Origin of the sequence: Roseicyclus amphidinii (assembly GCF_030163755.1) — a bacterium.
GTDB lineage: Bacteria > Pseudomonadota > Alphaproteobacteria > Rhodobacterales > Rhodobacteraceae > Roseicyclus > Roseicyclus amphidinii.
Genome location: NZ_JASJOE010000057.1, coordinates 1 through 19,161 on the forward strand (window position 1 = coordinate 1; position 19,161 = coordinate 19,161).

Annotated in this window: 19 protein-coding genes and 1 riboswitch; of the genes, 8 read left to right on the top strand and 11 right to left on the bottom strand. The window is 68.3% G+C overall.

Going from position 1 to position 19,161, the window contains the following annotated elements; all coding sequences use genetic code 11:
* Positions 1-30 precede the first annotated feature (30 nt).
* The 5 genes from QQK83_RS15445 to QQK83_RS15465 form a co-directional block, all read right to left on the bottom strand.
* Entirely contained in the window at positions 31-1,161 is a 1,131-nt protein-coding gene (locus tag QQK83_RS15445; RefSeq protein WP_284265769.1) for an SPFH domain-containing protein, read from the bottom strand.
* Between the two features lie 44 nt (positions 1,162-1,205).
* The gene (locus QQK83_RS15450; protein WP_284265771.1) at positions 1,206-2,138 is read right to left on the bottom strand and encodes a DUF2927 domain-containing protein; all 933 of its coding nucleotides are present in this window, start codon (positions 2,136-2,138) and stop codon (positions 1,206-1,208) included.
* A gap of 9 nt (positions 2,139-2,147) precedes the next feature.
* Entirely contained in the window at positions 2,148-3,359 is a 1,212-nt protein-coding gene (locus QQK83_RS15455; protein ID WP_284265773.1) for a toxic anion resistance protein, read from the bottom strand.
* Between the two features lie 15 nt (positions 3,360-3,374).
* Complete coding sequence (locus tag QQK83_RS15460; RefSeq protein ID WP_284265775.1) at positions 3,375-4,286, bottom strand: 5-bromo-4-chloroindolyl phosphate hydrolysis family protein; 912 nt, start codon at positions 4,284-4,286, stop codon at positions 3,375-3,377.
* A gap of 189 nt (positions 4,287-4,475) precedes the next feature.
* The gene (locus tag QQK83_RS15465; protein WP_284265777.1) at positions 4,476-5,429 is read right to left on the bottom strand and encodes an alpha/beta hydrolase; all 954 of its coding nucleotides are present in this window, start codon (positions 5,427-5,429) and stop codon (positions 4,476-4,478) included.
* 137 nt (positions 5,430-5,566) lie between these two features.
* Positions 5,567-5,645, top strand: a riboswitch (SAM riboswitch).
* A gap of 66 nt (positions 5,646-5,711) precedes the next feature.
* Between QQK83_RS15465 and metZ the strand changes: the two genes are divergently transcribed.
* The 5 genes from metZ (at position 5,712) to QQK83_RS15490 (ending at position 10,902) form a co-directional block, all read left to right on the top strand.
* Positions 5,712-6,914 (top strand): O-succinylhomoserine sulfhydrylase, encoded by a 1,203-nt coding sequence (metZ, locus tag QQK83_RS15470; protein ID WP_284265779.1) that lies wholly within the window; start codon positions 5,712-5,714, stop codon positions 6,912-6,914.
* Positions 6,911-7,405, top strand: a complete 495-nt coding sequence (locus QQK83_RS15475) for a GNAT family N-acetyltransferase (RefSeq protein ID WP_284265780.1) — start codon at positions 6,911-6,913, stop codon at positions 7,403-7,405. Before metZ ends, QQK83_RS15475 begins: the two co-directional genes overlap by 4 nt.
* Positions 7,402-8,166, top strand: a complete 765-nt coding sequence (locus tag QQK83_RS15480) for a glutamine amidotransferase (protein WP_284265781.1) — start codon at positions 7,402-7,404, stop codon at positions 8,164-8,166. Before QQK83_RS15475 ends, QQK83_RS15480 begins: the two co-directional genes overlap by 4 nt.
* Before the next feature lie 121 nt (positions 8,167-8,287).
* The gene (gene folE2 / locus QQK83_RS15485) at positions 8,288-9,379 is read left to right on the top strand and encodes a GTP cyclohydrolase FolE2 (protein WP_284265784.1); all 1,092 of its coding nucleotides are present in this window, start codon (positions 8,288-8,290) and stop codon (positions 9,377-9,379) included.
* A gap of 74 nt (positions 9,380-9,453) precedes the next feature.
* Positions 9,454-10,902, top strand: coding sequence for a TrkH family potassium uptake protein (locus QQK83_RS15490; RefSeq protein ID WP_284265786.1), 1,449 nt, complete (start codon positions 9,454-9,456; stop codon positions 10,900-10,902).
* 3 nt (positions 10,903-10,905) lie between these two features.
* On the opposite strand, the gene QQK83_RS15495 is transcribed toward QQK83_RS15490, so the two are convergent.
* Together QQK83_RS15495 and QQK83_RS15500 are read right to left on the bottom strand one after the other, a co-directional pair.
* Positions 10,906-12,090 carry a BaiN/RdsA family NAD(P)/FAD-dependent oxidoreductase gene (locus tag QQK83_RS15495; RefSeq protein ID WP_284265788.1) on the bottom strand — a complete coding sequence of 395 codons (1,185 nt, stop codon included), beginning with the start codon at positions 12,088-12,090 and terminating at the stop codon, positions 10,906-10,908.
* Between the two features lie 206 nt (positions 12,091-12,296).
* Positions 12,297-12,926, bottom strand: coding sequence for a J domain-containing protein (locus tag QQK83_RS15500; protein ID WP_284265790.1), 630 nt, complete (start codon positions 12,924-12,926; stop codon positions 12,297-12,299).
* Positions 12,927-13,001: 75 nt separating this feature from the next.
* Between QQK83_RS15500 and QQK83_RS15505 the strand changes: the two genes are divergently transcribed.
* Complete coding sequence (locus tag QQK83_RS15505; RefSeq protein WP_284265792.1) at positions 13,002-13,259, top strand: BolA family protein; 258 nt, start codon at positions 13,002-13,004, stop codon at positions 13,257-13,259.
* Here the strand turns inward: QQK83_RS15505 and QQK83_RS15510 are convergent.
* The 4 genes from QQK83_RS15510 to gatB all read right to left on the bottom strand — a co-directional run bounded on the left by QQK83_RS15510 (position 13,256) and on the right by gatB (position 17,406).
* Positions 13,256-13,621 carry a DUF4177 domain-containing protein gene (locus QQK83_RS15510; RefSeq protein ID WP_284265794.1) on the bottom strand — a complete coding sequence of 122 codons (366 nt, stop codon included), beginning with the start codon at positions 13,619-13,621 and terminating at the stop codon, positions 13,256-13,258. The two genes, QQK83_RS15505 and QQK83_RS15510, sit on opposite strands and share 4 nt — an antisense overlap.
* A gap of 202 nt (positions 13,622-13,823) precedes the next feature.
* Complete coding sequence (locus QQK83_RS15515; protein ID WP_284265796.1) at positions 13,824-15,449, bottom strand: DNA methyltransferase; 1,626 nt, start codon at positions 15,447-15,449, stop codon at positions 13,824-13,826.
* A gap of 217 nt (positions 15,450-15,666) precedes the next feature.
* Positions 15,667-15,888, bottom strand: coding sequence for a hypothetical protein (locus QQK83_RS15520; RefSeq protein WP_284265798.1), 222 nt, complete (start codon positions 15,886-15,888; stop codon positions 15,667-15,669).
* Between the two features lie 3 nt (positions 15,889-15,891).
* Complete coding sequence (gene gatB / locus QQK83_RS15525; RefSeq protein ID WP_284265800.1) at positions 15,892-17,406, bottom strand: Asp-tRNA(Asn)/Glu-tRNA(Gln) amidotransferase subunit GatB; 1,515 nt, start codon at positions 17,404-17,406, stop codon at positions 15,892-15,894.
* A 174-nt stretch (positions 17,407-17,580) separates the two neighbouring features.
* Between gatB and QQK83_RS15530 the strand changes: the two genes are divergently transcribed.
* Positions 17,581-18,189 (top strand): transglycosylase SLT domain-containing protein, encoded by a 609-nt coding sequence (locus QQK83_RS15530; protein WP_349816236.1) that lies wholly within the window; start codon positions 17,581-17,583, stop codon positions 18,187-18,189.
* Positions 18,190-18,270: 81 nt separating this feature from the next.
* Entirely contained in the window at positions 18,271-19,107 is an 837-nt protein-coding gene (locus tag QQK83_RS15535) for a hypothetical protein (protein ID WP_284265802.1), read from the top strand.
* Positions 19,108-19,161: the final 54 nt, after the last annotated feature.

The following is a 19,161-nucleotide window of genomic DNA, read 5'->3' on the forward strand; positions in this document are numbered from 1 at the left end:
CCCCCTTGCCGGTCGCCGCGCGGCGACCGGTCAGGCCGGCGGCGGGGGCGGGGGGGGCGGCATGACGGTGAAGAGCTGTGCCAGCTCGGTCACCTCGTCGGCCGTCTTCCAGCCGTCCTGCCCCTGGGTCCAGACGAAGCTCTGCCGCGTCAACTCGCCCGTGGCGGCCATCCGCCCCAGGTCGGCCCTGGAAAACGGGCCCTTGGTCTGGCCGTTCTCGGCGATGTGCCAGACATGTTCCACCGGCGGCGGGGGCGGGGCGGCATGGGCCGCCTGGTGAGGTTGGTGCGGCGGCGCCTGCCCACCGCCGAAGCCTTGCGCGAACTGGCCCGCCATCGCCATGCCCATCCCCATGCCGAGACCCTCGCCCATGCCGCTGCCGCCCGGCGCATCGGCGGCCGCGCGCATCGCCTCGGCGGTCTGGAACCGGGTGTAGCGATCCAGGTCGCCCACCACGCCCATCGAGGTGCGCCGGTCCAGCGCCTCCTCGACCGCGGGGGGCAGCGAGATGTTCTCGATGTAGAGCTCGGGCAGCGTCAGCCCGTACTGGTCGATCGTGTCCGAGATGCGCCCCGCGACCAGCTTGCCGAACTCGCCCGTGTTGGCCGCCATGTCGAGCACCGGGATGCCGGAGCCCGCGACCACCTGGCTGAACTGCTGCACGATGATGTTGCGGATCTGGAAGGTCACCTCGTCGGTGGTGAACTCGCCGTCCGTGCCCACGATCTCGGTCATGAAGCGCCCGGCGTCGGCCACCTTGACCGTGTAGGTCCCGAAGGCGCGGATGCGCGTGGGCCCGAACTCCGGATCGCGCAGCATGATCGGGTTCTTCGTGCCCCATTTCAGATCGGTGAAGCGGTTGGTGTTGACGAAATAGATCTCCGACTTGAAGGGCGAGGCAAAGCCGTGGTCCCAGTGCTGGAGGCTCGTCATGATCGGCATGTTGTTGGTCTCGAGCATGTAGAGACCGGGAGTGAAGATGTCGGCCAGCTGCCCCTCGTGGATGAAGACCGCGACCTGCCCCTCGCGCACGGTCAGCTTGGCGCCGTACTTGATCTCGTGGCCGTAGCGCTCGAAGCGGTAGACCATGGTGTCGCGGCTGTCGTCGGTCCACTCGATGACATCGATGAACTGGCCTTTGAGGAAATCCATGAAGGGCATGTCGGGGCCTCCTTCCGAGGGGATCTTTGAACTATGGGGTCAACTCAACTGGGCCCGCCCAGCAGCTCTTCGGCGATGCGGCGCACGGGCGCGCGCGCTTCGGCGGGTTCGAGGCCGGGTTGCAGGCGGGGGTCGTAGAGGATGCGCAGCAGAAGCTCGTCATGGCGCGTCAGCAGCGCGAATTCCTCGTCGTCGTTGAAGATCGTGGGCCGCGCCGTGGGGCTGTCGTTGGGCAGGCCCAGGCCCTGCGCCACCTCTTCATGCACGCAGGAGCGGCGCAACAGGCTGGGGTGTTCGTGGCGGATGATCGCCACGGCGGCGACATAGACCGGCCGGCCGCCGGTCTGCGAGAAGGCATAGACCGAGCAGAAGGTCGAGCGCGGCAGCGCCTCGATCTCGGCCAGGGTCTCGGGGCCGACGCCGGGCACGAGGCGGCGCACCAGCGCGCCGGCCGTCATCTGTTCGTCGCGGTTCAGGTAGAGCACGTGAAAATTGCCGCCCGAGGACACGGTCGTGACCGGATGGCCCGTCACCCGTCCGAGCCGGGCGGCATAGGTGCCCAGGATCGAGCGGTCCTCGGCCCGTTGGGTGGCATCGACCGAAGGGCCGAAATGCGCCTGGATGCGCACCGGTTCCTCCCAGCGGCGCAGGCGCGCGGGGGTCTGGCGCTGGATGAAGCGTCCGCCCGACAGCGTGTATTCGTCGTAAAGCGCGATGCGCTCGAAATTCTCGGCCAGCGTGGCGGCGGTGAAGGGCGCGTCGGTCAGCCCGTCATCGGTCCGCAACAGCCCGTCGGACACCAGCCGCGCCTCGACGCCGCGGTAATAGCGCGCGAAGGCGGCGCTTTCGGCCGAGGGGCCGGGCGCCTCGGCGCGGGTCTCGGGCCGGGGCGAGACATCGGGGGCGGGCGTCATCACGCAGGCCCCGAGCATCAGCGCCGCGGCGCCCGTCAGAAGAAATGTCAGCGGGCGCCGCATCATCGCCCGTCAGCCCGCCGGGGGCGGGGGCGGGGTCGCGCCCGAACCGGTGGCCGCGCCCGCGGCACCGCTTGCGCGCGAGGACGCCGCCGAGAGCGTGTCGCGCAGCTCGGTCTCCATGCGCTGCATCTCGGCTTCGGCCTCGGCGCGGCGGCGCTTGCCCTCGTCGGCGATCTGCAGGCTTTCCTCGATCGTGGCGATCAGCTCGGCATTGGCCTGTTTCACCGCCTCGATGTCGAAGACGCCGCGCTCCATCTCTTCGCGCACGATGCGGTTGCTCTCGCGCAGGTTGGCGGCGTTCTGCGTCAGAAGCTCGTTGGTCAGGTCCGTCGCCTCGCGCACCGCTTTCGCGGCCTCGGTGGATCGCTGGATCGTCACGGCCTGCGCCAGCTGGGTTTCCCACAGCGGCACGGTGTTCACCAGCGTCGAGTTGATCTTGGTCACCAGCGACTTGTCGTTCTCCTGCACCAGCCGGATCGAGGGCAGCGACTGCATCGTCACCTGCCGCGTCAGCTTGAGGTCATGGACCCGGCGTTCCAGGTCGTCGCGGGCGGCGCGCAGGTCGCGCAGCTCTTGCGCCTTGAGGACCTGGTCATCCTCGGGGGCGGCCTGCACCTCGGCCTCCTTGGCGGGGATGGTCTCCGCGTCCAGCTCGCGCAGCTTCTCTTCGCCGGCGGCGATGTAGAGCGCCAGCTCGTGATAGAAATCGAGCGTCTTCTCGTAGAGCAGGTCGAGCGACTTGATGTCCTTCATCAGCGTGTGTTCATGCTTCAGAAGGTTCTCGGTGATCCGGTCGATCTGGTCCTGCACTTCCTCGTATTTGGCGATGAAGTTGTGGATCGGCTTGGCCTTGCCGAACAGCCGCTCCCACCAGCTCTGCTTGCGGTTCGGGTCCAGCTCGTCGACCGAGAAGCCGCGGATCGTGCCGACGATTTCGCGCAAGCTGTCGCCCGCGGGGCCCACGTCCTTGTTCTTGACGCCCTGCAGCATCGACTGGCTGATCTGCTGCAACTCGGCCTGCGCCGCCGAGCCGAAGGACACGATCGAGTTGGTATCGGTCATGTCGATCTCGGCCACGCGCTTGCGGATTTCCTCGGCGGTGGGGGCGTCGGCGGCGGGCAGCGGCACGAGATCGGCCGAGGGTTCGGGCAGCACGATGGCGTTCAACTCGTCGACGAGCTTGGCGGCCTCTTCGGCCTGCTGGCGGATTTCAGTGGTCATGGGGCTCGGTCCTTGTCACTCGATATGCAGGTTTTCACGGTTCAGGCGCTCGCGCAGAACCTCGGTCTCGATGTCGAAATCGGTGCGGTCGTCGGTCAGCATCGCGCGGGTGCGACGCGCGAAATTGGTTTCCAGATCGTCAAGGAACGCGATGTAATCGGCGCGGATCTGCGGGTCGCGGCCGCGCGCGTAGAGATCGGCGAACTGCACCGTCGCATCGCGCGCGCCCTGCAGGTAGACGCCAAGGTAGCGCCGCGCGCCGGCAAGGTCGCGGGGGTCGGCCTCGACCTGGCGGAACATGGCGCGGGCGGTCTCCTCGAAGGCGCTGACGCGGGTCTCGAGCTGGCGGTCGCGGGCGCGCTTGATGGCGTCGGTCATCTGGTCGAGCACCGCTTCGGCCTCGTCGATCTTGCGGGCGATGCGGTCGGTCTGGTGGCGGTCCATCCCCTCGAGCCCCTTGTCGGCCAGCGGGTCAAGCCCGAAGGCACCAAGGTGAAGCGCCCCTGCAATCGCGCCCACGACCACGGCCGCGGCGATGTTCCATTGCCCGCCGAAGACCACAAGGCCCACGCCCGCCCCCATCAGCACCGCGCCGAAGATCTTGCGCGGGATCGCCGGGCGGCGGGCGACCTTGCGCTCGGCGAAGGCATCCTCGGCGCGCACCCCGTCGCGGGTCAGCCAGGCCGAGAGCATCAGCGCCCCCGCGCCCAGAAGGTCCACGGCCATCGCCGTCACCGGCTGGAAGAAGGCGGTGGCCAGCGGCAGCAGCGCCAGCACGAAGAGCATGTTGAGTTTCGCGCCGTGGCGCATCGGCTTGCGGCCCTTGAAGCTGGGCACCTCCAGCCGGTCGGCGGTCACGCTCTCGCGCGGGGTGCCCGCGTCGCGTTGGCCCGTGGGGCTGAACTCTCCGCCGTACCGCTTCGACATCAGAGCACCCCGAAGCCGCGGAAGCTGGCCATCATGACGATGACCACGAGGGCGAAAAAGCTGACGCCTTGAAGAAAACTCGAACTCATACCGTCCCCGTCGGTCATTTGCCGGTTGCGATCGTCACGTTAGAAAGGTTTCCTCACAAAAACCAGACATTGCAACGCGCGCTGGTGGTTTCCCGCCAGTCTATCGGCAGATCGTGCCTGTCGGAGCGTCATGCAAGATGCGGGGCGGTGGAAAAGACCCGCGGCCGCGGGGCCGATCCGCGTGTCCCGGCCGCGGCCGGGGGTCTTGCAGGGCTTCGCGCAGGGCGGCGTCGAGACGCGCCAGCAGCGCGGCCCCCGCGGGGCCCGAGGCGGCGCGATAGAGCCGGAACAGGCCCGGCCTGAGGTAGGTGGACCAATGGCAGACGCGCGTCGCGGGCGGGCGTGTCGGAAAGCCCATCCGCCGCAGCAGCGCGCGCTGGCGCGGGCAGTCGATGCGCAGGTCGGTCCAGCCGGGCAGGCGGGGCAGCCCCGCCGAAAGCGGCCAGTCCCCCAGCCGCGGCGCGGGCACGCAGAGACGGAACAGCGCGTCAAAGGCCGCGTTCTCGCCCGAGGTGACGTTGAGCACCTGCACCCCTCGGCCCCCCGGCCCGGCCAGCGCGGCGCGCGCAAGATCGCGGTATTCCGCGCCCGACATCAGGATCATCCGGTCGACATGGCGCGCGGGCAGCTCGGCCACCGCCGCCAGCGCCACGCGCGCGCCCAGCGAATGCGCCATCAGCGTCACCGAAAGGTCGGGGCGCGCGGCGTTGATCGCCCGGATCAGCCCGGCCAGCGTCTCGCCCGCGACGAAGGCGCGCGCCGCCACCCGGTCGAGCCGCCCGCGCGCGTGCCAGCCGAAGCCGATGCCGAGCCCCGCGCCGGGCCGGTCCAGATGCAGGTGCCGCGGCCAGCTTGCCGCCTTCCAGCAATCGCGGCGCGGGGCGAGCGACAGGATGTGACCATGCGGATCATGCGCGGGCTCGAAAGGGGAAAACCGGAAGCCGTGGACCATGAGCGTCAGGGTCGCGCCCCGCGGCAGCACCGCCAGCGCCGCGCCAAGGTCGCCGCGGGCGGTCCAGCCCGCCTTGCCTGCATCCACGGACAAAAGCGCCATGTCGCCTGCCCCCTGCCACATCTGCCGCCGGGGTAGGGCGCGACCGCAACACTTTGGCTAAACTGCCGCGACATTTCCGTGACGTGACCGCGCCGCCACGCAGCCCCGCTTGACGATTGCCGCGTCCCGGCGTAGCCAATCTCCCACGTGGCGATTTGTGAACCGGATTGCGGGCCACGCTAAAGAAACCGCTAAAGAGGTCGTGGACGCCCAGCCTTCCGCTCGCCCCCGACCGTTTTCGCCTCCGGCTCGTGCCGGGGCCAGAGAGGAAAGGACAGGGGCATGACCGACGCAACCCCGGCAAAGACGTGGAAGAATCGCACCCGCGCGGTGCATTCCGGCACCCGCCGCAGCCAATATGGCGAGGTGAGCGAGGCTTTGTTCCTGACGCAGGGCTTCGTCTATGACAGCGCCGAGGCCGCCGAGGCGCGCTTCATCGAGACGGGGCCGGACGAATACATCTACGCCCGCTACGGCAACCCGACGGTACGGATGTTCGAGGACCGCATCGCCGCTCTGGAAGGGGCCGAGGATGCCTTTGCCACCGCCAGCGGCATGGCCGCGGTCAACGGCGCGCTGGTCTCGATGCTCAGGGCGGGCGACCATGTGGTCGCGGCCCGCGCGCTCTTCGGCTCGTGTCTCTACATCCTCGAAGAGGTGCTGACGCGCTACGGCGTCGAGGTCAGCTTCGTCGACGGCACCGACCTTGCGCAATGGGAGGCAGCGATCCGCCCGGACACCAAGGCGGTGTTCTTCGAGTCGATCTCGAACCCGACGCTCGAGGTCATCGACATCGCCGCCGTCTCGCGGCTGGCGCATGCCGCGGGCGCGCTGGTGATCGTCGACAATGTCTTCGCCACGCCCGTCTTCCAGGACACGCTCGGCCTTGGGGCCGATGTGGTGGTCTATTCCGCGACCAAGCATATCGACGGGCAGGGGCGCTGCCTTGGCGGCGTGATCCTTGGCAGCAAGCAGTTCATCCGCAAGACGGTCGAGCCCTATCTCAAGCACACCGGGGGCGCGATGTCGCCCTTCAACGCCTGGGTGATGCTGAAGTCGCTCGAAACCGTCGAGTTGCGCTGCCGCGCGCAGGCCGAGGGGGCGCAACGGATCGCCGAGGCGCTGGAGGGGCAGCCGGGCCTTGCCCGCGTCATCTTTCCCGGCCTTGACAGCCACCCGCAGCGCGCGCTTGCGGCGCGGCAGATGGAGACCGGCGGCACGGTGATCGCGCTGGACCTCGACGGCGGGCAGGAGGCGGCCTTCCGCTTCCTCAACGCGCTCGAGATCATCACGATCTCCAACAATCTCGGCGATGCGAAATCCATCATCACCCATCCCGCCACCACCACCCACCAGCGCCTGACCGAAGAGCAGCGCCAGGCGCTCGGCATCACCCGCGGGCTGGTGCGGCTGTCGGTCGGCCTCGAAGACCCCGAGGACCTGATCGCCGACCTGACCGCCGCGCTGGCGGCCGCGGGCGCATGAACGGGCTGATCATCCGGCCCTGCCGCGTCACCGACGCGCCGGGGCTGGCCGCGCTTTTCCACCGCGCGGTGCGCGAGGGGACGGCGGCGCAGTATACCGAGGCGCAGCGCGCCGCCTGGTCGCCCGCCCCGCCGAACGGCGAGGACTGGCGCCGCCGGTTGATCGAGGCCGACACGATTTTGGCCGAGAGGGACGACCGGCTGCTCGGGTTCATGACGCTCGACCTTGGCACCGGCTGGCTCGACTTCGCCTATGTCGCGCCCGAGGCGATGGGGCAGGGGGTGGCCGAAACCCTCTATGCCGTGCTCGAGGGGCGCGCGCGCGCCGCGGGGCTGACCCGGCTCGAGACCGAGGCGAGCCTCTTGGCCGAACGCTTCTTCGCGCGGCGCGGCTGGCGTGTCGAGAAACGGCAGGAGGTGGAGCGCCACGGCGTCCGCCTGCCCAACGCGGTCATGGCCAAGACCCTCGACCGCAAGCGGCAGGCCGCATGAGGCCCTTCCTCGTCCTCCAGCTCCGCCCCGAGACCGAGGCCGCCGACGAGGAGTTCGGCGCCTTCCTCGCACGCGGCGGGCTGGCGGCGGCCGAGGTGCATCGCATCCGCCTCGACCAACGCCCGCTGCCCGCGCTGTCGCTGGGCGATTACGCGGGCATCATCGTGGGCGGCGGGCCGGGCTGCGTCAGCGACCCGCCCGACACGAAAGACCCGCTCGAGGCGCGGATCGAGGCCGATGTGATGGGCCTGATGCCCGAGGTTCTGGCCCGCGACATGCCCTTTCTGGGCTGTTGCTACGGCATGGGCATCCTCGGCGCGGCGCTGGGCGCGCCGGTGGGCAAGGGTCGCTACGGCGAGCCGATCGGCGGCGTCGATTGCCAGGTGACCGAGGCGGGGGCCGCCGACCCGCTGCTGGCCGGTTTGCCCGGCAGCTTCCGCGCGCTTGTCGGCCACAAGGAAGCGGTCGAGGCGCTGCCCGAGGGTGCGGTCCACCTCGTCGCCTCCGACACCTGCCCGTTCCAGATGATCCGGGCGGGGGCCAATGTCTACGCCACCCAGTTCCACCCCGAGGCGCAGGGCGAGAATTTCGCCAACCGCATCGAGATCTACAAGCACCGTGGCTATTTCGCCCCCTCCGAGGCCGAGGCGCTGACGGCTGCCTGCCTGGCCGAGGACGTCACCGTGCCGCGGCTGATCCTGTCGCGTTTCGTCGAAAGATGCCGCGGCGCGACCGCCGCTGCCACGAAACCGGGTAAATGATTGCACGGAATCTGATCCGTTTCAGGGCCGGTAGCGTAAAATTTCCGAACGACAAGATTGGGAAGCCGCCCCGGCACACCTATCTTGGCACCCCGTGACCGGGTGGAAAGGGACGACCAAGATGAACATCCACGTGACCGAGATGACCGAAGCGCCGAGCCGCGCCGAGGCCGAAACCGCGCTGGCCCGCCTCAAGGCATGGGCCGCCGAGGCGACCGAGGCCGAGATCGCCGCGCTGGACCCTGCCATCGCGCGGCTGGTGGGTGATGGCTACCCCGAGTTCCGCCGCGACTACCCCTCCGAGTTCCGCACCGACGCCGCCTACAAGGAGACGCTGCCGGACCTTCAGAACGGGCCGTCCTCGCTGATCCGGGGCGCGAACCGGCAGATCCAGCACGTTGGAATTTCCAACTTCCGCCTGCCGATCAACTACCACACCCGCGACAACGGCGACCTGACGCTGGAAACCAGCGTGACCGGCACCGTCAGCCTCGAGGCGGACAAGAAGGGCATCAACATGAGCCGCATCATGCGGTCCTTCTATGCCCATGCCGAAAAGACCTTCAGCTTCGAGGTGATCGAAGCCGCGCTCGACGATTACAAGTCCGACCTCGAAAGCTTCGACGCCCGCATCCAGATGCGCCTGAGCTTTCCGGCGAAGGTGAAAAGCCTGCGCTCGGGCCTGTCGGGCTACCAGTATTACGACATCGCGCTGGAACTGGTGGAGCGTGACGGGGTGCGTCAGAAGCTTGTCCATCTCGACTACGTCTATTCCTCGACCTGCCCCTGCTCGCTGGAACTGTCGGAGCACGCGCGGGCGACCCGCAACCAGCTGGCCACGCCGCATTCGCAGCGCTCCGTCGCGCGGATCTCGGTCGAGGTGGCCGAGGGGCAGGGCTGCCTGTGGTTCGAGGACCTGATCGAGATGGCCCGCGCAGCTGTCCCCACCGAGACGCAGGTCATGGTCAAGCGCGAGGACGAGCAGGCCTTCGCCGAGCTGAACGCCGCCAACCCGATCTTCGTCGAGGATGCCGCGCGCCTTTTCGCCGAGCGGCTGCACGCCGACGCCCGCGTCGCCGATTTCCGCGTGGTGGCCAGCCACCAGGAAAGCCTCCACAGCCATGATGCCGTCAGCGTGCTGACCGAGGGCGAGACCTTTGCCCAGGCCAGCCTCGATCCGCATCTCTTCGCCAGCCTCATCCACCGCGGCTGAGGCCCGCCTGTCCCCGCACATCCCGCCCCCGCCCGCGCTTGACAGTCGCGCGGGGGCGGTCCAACGCTCCGCCCATGTTCGATGTCCGACCCGTGGGTTACGTGATAGGCCTGATGGTGTTGAGCCTCGGGGTGGCGATGTGCGTGCCGCTGGCCCTCGACCTGGCCCTCGGCAACGGCCACTGGGGCGCCTTCGCCGAGGCGGCGGCGATCACCGTGATGGTCGGCCTGCTGGTGACGCTGGCCTGCGCCAATGCGGTCAGCCGCGGCCTGTCGATCCGCCAGACCTTCCTGTTGACCACGGGGGTCTGGATCGTGCTGCCGGTCTTCGGCGCCATCCCCTTTGTCCTAGGCGCGACCGAAGCGCGCTTCGTCGACGCCGTCTTCGAGGCGATGTCGGGCCTGACCACCACCGGCTCGACCGTCTTCACCGGGCTCGAGACGCTGCCCGCGGGCCTGAACCTGTGGCGCGCCATGCTGCAATGGTTCGGCGGCATCGGCATCATCGTGGTCGCCATGGTCTTCCTGCCCGAGCTGCGGGTCGGGGGGATGCAGATCTTCCGTTCGGAAGCCTTCGACACGATGGGCAAGATCCTGCCCCGCGCGACCGAGATCGCGGCCCGCATCTCGGTGATCTACGTGGCGCTGACGGTGCTGTGCGGGCTGAGTTACCTCGCGCTCGGCATGCCGCCCTTCGAGGCGCTGATCCATGCGCTGACAACCCTGTCCACGGGCGGGTTTTCCAGCAGCGACGCCTCCTTCGGGGCGTTCCAGGGGCCGCTGGAATATGTCGCGGCGGTCTTCATGATCCTCGCAAGCCTGCCCTTCGTGCGCTACATCCAGCTGGTCGCGGGTACCGCGCGGCCGATCCTGGTCGACAGCCAGATCCGCGCCTATGTCGCCACGATCCTGGTTCTGACCATCGCGCTCACGCTCTACCGGGTGGCGGTGAACGGCGACAATTGGGAACACGGGTTCCGCGAAGGGATCTTCAACGTCACCTCGATCATCTCGGGGACGGGCTATGCCTCGGTCGACTACCAGCTCTGGGGGCCGGTGCCGGTGGTGCTGTTCTTCTTCATCGGCCTGATCGGGGGCTGCGCCGGGTCCACCTCCTGCTCGATCAAGATCTTCCGCTACCAGCTGCTGTTCGCCTCCATCTCGACCCAGGTGCGCCGCCTCTACGCCCCGCATGGCGTCTTCGAGCCGCGCTACGAGGGGCGGCCGGTCGCCGAGGAGATCCTGTCCTCGGTCATGGCCTTCTTCGCGCTCTTCTTCGTGACGCTGGTGATCGTCGCCATCCTGCTGGCGCTGACCGGGCTCGACGTCATCACGGCGGTCTCGGGGGCGGCCACGGCGCTGGGCAACATCGGGCCGGGTCTTGGCCCTGAGATCGGGCCGGCGGGCAATTTCGCGGGGCTGAACGACACCGCGAAATGGATCCTGTCGGCGGCGATGCTGATCGGGCGGCTGGAGCTGATGGCGGTCTTCGTGCTGTTCACGGTGACCTTCTGGCGCGACTGACCCTCAGCGCGCCGCGATGGCGCGCCCCGCCGCCACGCCCGAGGACCAGGCCCACTGGAAATTGTAGCCGCCCAGCCATCCGGTGACGTCCAGCGGCTCGCCGATGATGAAGAGCCCCGGAACCAGCGCCGATTCCATGGTCTTCGAACTGACCCTGTCGGTGGCCACGCCGCCCAGCGTCACCTCGGCCGTGCGGTAGCCCTCGGAGGAGGTGGGGGTCAGGCTCCAGCCCTCCATCCGGTCCGAGAGCGCCCGCAGCGCCGCGTCCGACTGGTCGTCCAGATTGCCGTCGAGGGCCCAGGCCTCCGAGAGATGCTGGGCCAGTTTCTTCGGCAGGACCTCGGCAAGTGCCGTCGCAAGGGCCCGCGCGCCCGCCTCGGACCTGCGCGCGCGCAGATGCGCGAACAGGTCCAGGTCGGGCCGGAGCCGCAGCGCGAGGCTGTCGCCCTCGCGCCAGTAGGACGAGATCTGAAGCACCGCGGGCCCCGAGAGGCCGCGGTGGGTGAAAAGCGTCGCCTCGTCGAAACCCGTGCCGTTGCAGGTGATCCGCGTGTCGACCGCGGTGCCTGCAAGCCCGGCGAAGACCGCCTTCTGTGCCTCGTCGAAGGTCAGCGGCACAAGCGCGGGCCGCGTCTCGGTCACGCGGTGGCCGAACTGCTCGGCGATCCTGTAGGCCAGCCCGGTGGCCCCCATCTTCGGGATCGACTTGCCGCCCGTGGCCAACACGAGGTGATCGGCGGTGACGGTGACGGGCGTGCCCGCGCGGGTGAGATCGGCGCGGAAGCGGGTGCCGTCATGGGCGATCCCATTGACGGCTGTCTCGAGCCAGAGGGGGGTCGCGCCCATCTCGGCGCGCAGCAGGGCGATGATGTCCTTGGCGGAGCGGTCGCAGAACAGCTGGCCGAGGGTCTTCTCGTGCCAGGGGATGCCGTGGCGCGTGACGAGGTCGAGGAAATCCCACTGCGTGTAGCGGCTGAGAGCGGATTTGCAGAAATGCGGGTTCTCCGACAGGAAATTCTCGGGCGCAGTGTGCAGGTTGGTGAAATTGCAGCGCCCGCCGCCCGAGATGCGGATCTTCTCGCCCGGCGCTTTCGCATGGTCGATCACCAGCGCGTCGGGGCCGGCATGGCCCGCGCACATCATGCCCGCCGCACCGGCGCCGAGGATCAGGGTTCTGACATGGGTCATGGTCTGTGCTTTGGGTTTGCGCCGACTGCGTCGTCGCCGGGGGCGCGCCGCGCGCGCGGCGCGGGGGCTTGTGTGGGCGGGTCTGCCCGGGGTCCCGGCGGTTGCGCGGGTGGAGAGTGCGGGAGCCTCCCCTTTCGGCGGCAAAGCCGCCTGTCGGGCAATGGGCGGGGATGTTTGCGAAACGGAGTAGACGGGGCGCGCGCGCCTCAATCGGCGAAGTTGCGGCTGTCCTTCAGCTGGTCCCAGGCCCAGACGACTTCCTGCAGGCGGTCCTCGTCGGAGCGGTCGCCGCCGTTCATGTCGGGGTGCAGCACCTTGATCAGCGCCTTGTAGCTCTTGCGGATCTCGGCCTTGGTGGCGCGGTCGGTGACCTCGAGGATCTCGATCGCCTTGCGCTCGGTGGGCGGCAGCTTGCGCCCGCCGCCGTTGGAGCGGCCGGGGTTGCGGGTGGCGTTGCCGCCCAGCACCTGGTGCGCATCGTCGATGCCGAGCCGCGCCCAGGCCTTTTCCTCGACGGATTTCTTGAAGGGCTTGGTGGGCCGGTCCCAGACGCGGTCACGGTCGAGCTGGGCCTCCATCTCGGCTTCGGTTGTGCCTTCGAAGAAGTTCCACTTGAGATTGTATTCGCGGACATGCTCGCGGCAGAACCACTTGTAATCCTCGAGATTATCGGGACTTTTCGGCGCGCGATACTGGCCCGGTTCCTCGCAGCCCTCGTGCTCGCAGACGCGCTGCGAGGTCTCGAAGGCCCCGGACATCCCGCGGCGGCCCGAGCGACGTTTCTTCTTGTCGGTCGAGACGCGGAGGTCGAAGTTGAATGGGTCTTTGGCGGTCATGGCGTGCCCTTCTCGACTCGGAACGGGGAGTTTAGTCTTTTGGAGGCCGAGGTGAAGAGGCGAGGAGCGGATTTGGTGACGCGGACACAGAGAATCGAGACACGGTTGCGCGAGGCCTTTGCGCCGCGGGCGCTGAGCGTGGTGGACGAGAGCGAGCGGCACAGGGGGCACGCGGGCTACCAGGAAGGGGGCGAAAGCCACTTCCGGGTGACGATAGAAAGCGAGGCTTTCCAAGGGCTTGGACGGATCGAGCGGCACCGGGCGGTGCATGCGGCGCTGGGGCGCGAGCTGGTCGCGGAGATTCACGCGCTGGCGCTGAAGATCAGCGACTAACCCCTTGGTTTATCGTCGATTTCCGGTGTTTCATCCGGGTCGGCGAAGAGGTTGGCGAGGCTGGGCTCGTCCTCGGTCTCTTCGGGGGCGGGTTCCTGCGTCGGTTCCGGGGCGGGACCGGCCTCGACCTCGGGCAATTCCCGTTGGAAAACCAAGAGGTTACGGTAGGTCGTTACCCTGGAGGTGAGGCCCGACCGCTCCTCCTGGGGGAGGGTGTCGGCGCGCAGGTAGTGCCACCCCTCGGCCCCCAGCTCGTTCAGGATGTCCTCCAGCGTGGCGGCGAAATTGGCCGCGCCCTTCAAGCCCTTGTGCTTGCTGGCTTTTTCCGGGGCGGGGACAAGCTTGTACTCGTATCGGGGCATGGGGCGGGGCATTGGCGGTCCTCTCGTTCCGGAGCGGTTTAGCCGGGCGGAGGGCGCGCGGGCAAGGGGGCTGTGAGGGGCCTGCACGGGCATGGATGGGGCGGTCACACCCCGTACACAGGGCGTACACACCGCGTACATACGCGATGGGCGCACGAAAAAGGCCGGGTGGGCCGGGTTTCGTGCGTGGCGTCCGGCCCCCTCAGATATCCAGACTGCCCTGCGCGCCGCGGTCTTCCTCGCGGGCGGCGCGCTTGTAGGCGTCGTCGCGGCGGGCGGGCAGGCGGACGGCGCGGTCGCGCAGCTGCAAGGCCTCTTCGATGGTGACGATCTGGAGACGGGGGACGGGGGTGAACCCCTCTTCCTCGTGGAAGCCCGCGGCGGCGGCCTCGGCCACCATGCCCTTGTTGGGGGGATCGAGGGTGAGGAAGACGCCGATCTCGGCGCGGTGGCGCTCCATCGCGCCGCGCAGCCGGGCGATCTGGGGGGTGCCGACCTTGCCCGATTTCACCTCGATGATGGCGCGGCCGGTCTTGCCGAAATAGAGGTTGCCGTCGATGCCGCCGTCGCCCGAGCGCTTGGTGGGCTGACCGGAGAGAAGGGCCACGGCCCATTTCTCGAACTCGTAGTAATAGCGCGGGTCCTCCTGACCGCGGCGGGCGAGGTCGCGCGCGCCCGAGAGGTCCTGCGGGACGCCGTGGGTGGTGAAGGTCACGCCTTCGAAGGCGTCGCGCAGGCGTTTCTCGATCAGGCCGATGGCGAGATGGGTGACGTCGATGCCGATCCATTGGCGGCCCAGTTTCTCGGCGGCATGGACGGTGGTGCCGCAGCCGCAGAACGGGTCGAGCACCACGTCGCCGGGGTTGGAGGAGGCGGAGAGGATGCGTTCGAGCAGGGCGACGGGTTTCTGGGTGGGGTAGCCGAGGCGTTCCTTCGCTTGGGAGTTGAGAGGCGGGATGTCGGTCCAGATATCTCCGATGACTCCGCCTTCCATTTCTGCCAGGTATCGCTTCAATCGCGGTCTTCTTGAAACGTCTAACTCACCGTCAGAGGTTCTAGGATACCAAATCCGTCCCTCTGCATCGAGTTGTGCCATCGTTTCCTTTTGGTAGCGCCAACCCTTTTCAGGAAAAGGAAATCCCTTCCAATCATACATCATGTTTGGCCGAGGACTCGGGCTCGTCATGTTATCGAGTTGGTATGGCCCTCGCCCATCGCCGTCGTCGTTGCCATACTTCGACTTAATGTAATCGGCTGAGTGCGGTTCCCGTGGGGTGTTCCAAGTAAACCCCTTCTCCCTTTTCGTATAAAAAAGAATGCAATCTGCGTTGTTGCTCCACGTCTTGCTGTCGCTGTGCGTGGTGGTGCGCTTCCAATCAATCTCGTTCTTGAAACACCGCGCCCCAAACACCGCATCCAGCAATATCTTCAGGTAATGGCTCGCTGTCGGGTCACAGTGCAAATAGAGTGACCCCGTGGGCTTCAGCACCCGGTGCAATTCCAGAAGCCGCACCGCCATCATGGCGAGATAGGCCATCATGTCGTTCTCGCCGAGGAAGGACCGCATCGCGGTCAGCATCGTCGCGGCCTCGGCATTGCCCGAGCGGCGGACCTCGTCAAAGGCTTCCTCGGCGGCGTCGGTCCAGTGCCAGGTGTCGTCGAAAGCCTCGATCTGGGCGGCTGATTCACTGCCCGACGGCCCCTTGAACAGCACGTTGTAGGAGGCGTTCGAGTTGAAGGGCGGGTCGAGGTAGATCAGGTCGACGCTTTCGTCCGCGATGCTTTCGCGCAGGACGGAGAGGTTGTCGCCGTAATAGAGGTGGTTCATCGCCCGCGCGCCCCCGGTCACTCGTGATCTCTGCCCGTTATGGTTGGACAGAGGTTAAGGGGAGGTGTGCGGAGCGCGCAAGGGTTGGGTGTGGGATCATTCCGCCGGGTGGTTCGCCCGTTCGTTGCGGCGTGCGGTGCGGCGGGTGTCCCACACGAGGTAGGCGGCCAGCGCCAGCGCGAAGGCGGGGATGGCCAGAAGGCTGAGATCGGTCATGTCAATCCTCCTTCTCCAGGTAGCGCAGGATATGGTGCGCGACGCCGTGCAATGCCAGAGCGGTCAGCAGGAAGGCTACCGTGACGAGGTTAAGCGAGAGTGTTCCTTCGATCAAGGGACGCAGGAAAGCGAAGCCGAGAAAGCCGATGGCCAGCGCGTTGAGAAACCCCGCGCGGAGTTTGACCCGTTCGTTGTGGGTGCCGAGCGGGTCGCGGCGGCGCATGGCTTACAGCCCGAGTTTCGCCGCCACCAGCTCGTTCACGGCCTTTGGATTTGCCTTGCCGCCCGTGGCCTTCATCACCTGGCCCACGAACCAGCCGGCGAGCTTGGGGTTCTGTTTCGCCTTCTCGACCTGGTCGGGGTTCTCGGCGATGATCCGGTCGACCGCGGCCTCGATGGCGCCGGTGTCGGTGACCTGTTTCATGCCGCGCGCCTCGACGATCTGGTCGGGGTCGCCGCCCTCGGTATAGACGATCTCGAAGAGGTCCTTGGCGATCTTGCCGGAGATGGCGTCTGACTTGATCAGCTTGATGATCCGGCCGAGCTGGTCGGGCGAGACGGGCGAGGCGGTGATGTCGCGGTCGTCCTTTTTCAGGCGGCCGAAAAGCTCGTTGATGACCCAGTTGGCGGCGAGCTTGCCGTCACCGGCGGCGGCCACGGTTTTCTCGAAGAAATGGGCGGCGTCGAGATCGGCGGTCAGGACGGAGGCGTCGTAATCCGACAGGCCGTAGTCGCCGAGGAAGCGGGCCTTCTTGGCGTCGGGCAGTTCGGGGAGGCTGTCCGCGATGCCGTCGACCCAGGCCTGTTCGATCTCGAGCGGCAGGAGGTCGGGGTCGGGGAAGTAGCGGTAATCATGCGCCTCTTCCTTGGAGCGCATGGAGCGGGTTTCGCCCTTGTCGGGGTCGTAGAGGCGGGTTTCCTGCACGATCTGCCCGCCCGCCTCGAGGATGGCGATCTGGCGGCGGGCCTCATGCTCGATGGCGGCCTGGATGAAGCGGAGCGAGTTCATGTTCTTGATCTCGCAGCGGGTGCCGAGGTGGGAGAAATCCTGCGTTTCCTGGTAGCGCTCGTAGGCGCCGGGGCGGCAGACGGAGACGTTCACGTCGGCGCGCAGGTTGCCGTTCTGCATGTTGCCGTCGCAGGTGCCGAGGTAGAGCATGATCTGGCGCAGCTTGGAGACATAGGCGGCGGCTTCCTCGGGGCCGCGGATGTCGGGGCGGGAGACGATCTCCATGAGCGCGACGCCGGTGCGGTTGAGGTCGACGAAGGACAGGGCGGGGTCCATGTCGTGAATGGATTTGCCGGCGTCCTGTTCGAGGTGGATGCGTTCGATGCGGACGACGCGGGCGGTGCCGTCACCCATCTCGACCAGCACTTCGCCTTCGCCCACGATCGGGTGGTAGAGCTGGGAGATCTGGTAGCCCTGCGGCAGGTCGGGGTAGAAGTAGTTCTTGCGGTCGAAGGCCGAGGTCAGGTTGATCTGCGCCTTGAGGCCGAGGCCGGTGCGCACGGCCTGTTCGACGCAGAATTCGTTGATGACGGGCAGCATGCCGGGCATGCCCGCGTCGACGAAGGCGACGTTGGAATTGGGCTCGGCGCCGAAGCGGGTGGAGGCGCCCGAGAAGAGCTTGGAGCGGGAGGAGACCTGGGCGTGGACCTCCATGCCGATCACGAGCTCCCAGTCGTGCTTGGCGCCGGCGATCACCTTGGGCTTGGGCGTGTCGTAGGTCAGGTCGAGCATCTGTCGGGTCTCCTGCGTCGGAACAGGGCGGGTTTAGGGCAGCGGCGCGGCGCGGGCAAGCGGGTGTCGATCGGCGGGTTGCCGCCCAAACCGGGGGCGCGGCGGCGCGGCGCTTGCGGGGTGGGCCGCGGCGGGGGCAACTGCGCGCGTCTGCAACAAGGCTGGGGGTCGCCCTTGACCGGTTTCGTGAAGGCCGCGCTGGGCGCGGCGCTGTGTGCGGTGGCCTTGTCGGGCTGCGGGATGGCCCCTGGCATGAGCAGCCGCGACATGCCCGAAGAGGGCTACGTGATGCGCTGGGACCATGTCCCGCAATCGGCGGAGTGGGAGCGCGCGGGCTATGCCGCGTTGCAAAGCCACGCCGCGGCCCTGCCCGAACTGGTGCCGGGCGATATCGAGGCCTGGTGCCCCGGTTATGTCGATGCAGGCCAGGAGGGCCGCGCGGCGTTCTGGCTGGGCCTGATGTCGGCGCTGGCGCGCCATGAAAGCACCTGGAACGAACAGGCCGTCGGCGGCGGCGGGCGCTGGTTCGGGCTGGTGCAGATCAGCCCCGCCACCGCGCGCCACTACGGCTGCCGGGCGACCAGCGGGCAGGCGCTTCTGGATGGGGCGGCCAATGTCAGCTGCGCGCTGCGCATCTGGGCGACAACGGTGCCGCGTGACGGCGTGATCGCCGAGAACACGCGCGGCGTCGCGGCCGACTGGGGGCCGCTGCACCCGAGCCAGAGCCACAAGCGCGAGGACATGCGGGCCTGGATGCAGGCGCAACCCTATTGCCGGGGTTGACCCCGCGGCGGTCGTTTTCCTTGCCATGACGCCCCCTTGCGGGCAGTCTGGGCGACATGCGTGTTGCCTGGGGAGGACCGCATGTCGCGCTGCCGCGCCGTCCTGAGTGCCGTTTCGGCCCTTGTCTGGGCCTGTTTGCCCGCCTGCGTGTTGGCGCAGGGCGGGGGCGATGCGGTGCCGTCCGCCCCCGTTGCGGTGACCGCCGCGCAGATGCAGATGGTGCAAGGCGATGATCCGGGCGCGGAGACCCTGAGCGCGCTTGCGCCGGGGCGGAGCCTGCGGCCCGTGCTGCGCGAGACATGGGCGATGCCCGATCTCAGGTGGGACGATCACCCGCGGGGACCGCGCTGGAGCGCGGCGGTCATGGCGGCGCTGCGCGGCCATGGTGCGCCGCTGCTCGAGGTGGTGCCGCGCGACATCGACGCCTGGTGCCCGGCCTACCCGGAGGCGGACCGCGGCCAGCGCGCGGCCTTCTGGGCGGGGCTGGTGTCGACGCTGGCCTGGCATGAAAGCACGCATCGCCCCGATGCGGTGGGCGGCGGCGGGCTCTGGTTCGGGCTGGTGCAGATCGCGCCGCCCACGGCGCGTTACCGCAATTGCGAGGTGGGCACCGGCGAGGCGCTGCTGAACGGGCCCGCGAACCTGCGCTGCGGGGTGCGGATCATGGCGATCACGGTGCCGCGCGACGGGGTCGTGTCGGAGGGGATGCGCGGCGTCGCCGCCGATTGGGGGCCGTTCCATTCCAGCCGCAAGCGCGAGGACATGCGCAACTGGGTGCGCAGGCAAGACTATTGCACCGCGCCCCCGTCACGCGCGTTGCGCCCGGTGATGCGCCCGGACCGGGTGGGGCCGCTGGCGGCCATGGTGCCGGAGGCGCAGGGGCCGGTGGTGCGCCCGGTTCTGCGCCCTTTGCGGTGAGGCGGGATCGGCGCGCGCGCCGGTTCTGCAGGACGTTGGTCAGCGCCACCGGCG